This window comes from Methylobacterium aquaticum, from assembly GCF_001043915.1.
In the GTDB taxonomy this organism is placed as follows: Bacteria; Pseudomonadota; Alphaproteobacteria; order Rhizobiales; family Beijerinckiaceae; genus Methylobacterium; species Methylobacterium aquaticum.
Genome location: NZ_LABX01000400.1, coordinates 1 through 752 on the forward strand (window position 1 = coordinate 1; position 752 = coordinate 752).

2 pseudogenes are annotated in these 752 nt (G+C 74.2%); one reads left to right on the top strand and one right to left on the bottom strand.

The window, feature by feature from the left end:
- Nucleotides 1-253, bottom strand: a pseudogene (locus VP06_RS32790) (tetratricopeptide repeat protein); the annotation flags it as partial.
- A 284-nt stretch (nucleotides 254-537) separates the two neighbouring features.
- On the opposite strand from VP06_RS32790, the pseudogene VP06_RS37575 reads away from it, so the two are divergent.
- Nucleotides 538-636 (top strand): annotated as a pseudogene (locus tag VP06_RS37575) (hypothetical protein); the annotation flags it as partial.
- Nucleotides 637-752 lie beyond the last annotated feature (116 nt).

Below are 752 nucleotides of genomic sequence, written 5' to 3' on the forward strand. Positions count from 1 at the left end.
CCGCGCGGGCATAGGCCGCGCCGCGGGTGTTGTAGGCCGCCGCATCGCTCGGGTTGCGCTGGATCACGTCCGTCAGCGAGGCGATGTTGACCTCGGTCGCGCCGGTCTTGTCGGCCTCGACCACGGCGAATTGCCGTGTCGCGGTCGCCCGGCTGACGGTATCGCAGCCGGCGAGCGCCAGCGCGGTCAGCACGGTCGCCCCCAGCACCCGGGCCGCCGGTGTCACGCGGCTCAAGCCGATCACGTTGTTCATCGCCCGCTCCCCAGGGGCGGCGCATCCTCGTGCGCCGCGCACCTTCGCCATTCGCACGCGCGCCCCGCTCGAAAGCCACGGTCCCGACGCCGGACGACCATTCCGGATCGGGGTGAACGCCGGCTTAAAGGCGATGCGCCCCCGATGCTTGTGCGGGCCGATGTGGCGAAGGTGTGGCCTTGCGGCGCCCCAAGGGCAGGGGAGGGCGCCGCGCCGGCGGGTGTGGCCCGAAAGCCGCACCGCGGGCGCCTCAGGACCCGGTCTCGACCCGGGTGACGTGCCCCATCTTGCGGCCGGGTCGCCACCTGCATCTCTACGGCAAGGGCGAGGCCCGCCCCGGCCGCAAGATGGGGCACGTCACCCGGGTCGAGACCGGGTCCTGAGGCGCCCGCGGTGCGGCTTTCGGGCCACACCCGCCGGCGCGGCGCCCTCCCCTGCCCTTGGGGCGCCGCAAGGCCACACCTTCGCCACATCGGCCCGCACAAGCATCGGGGGCGCA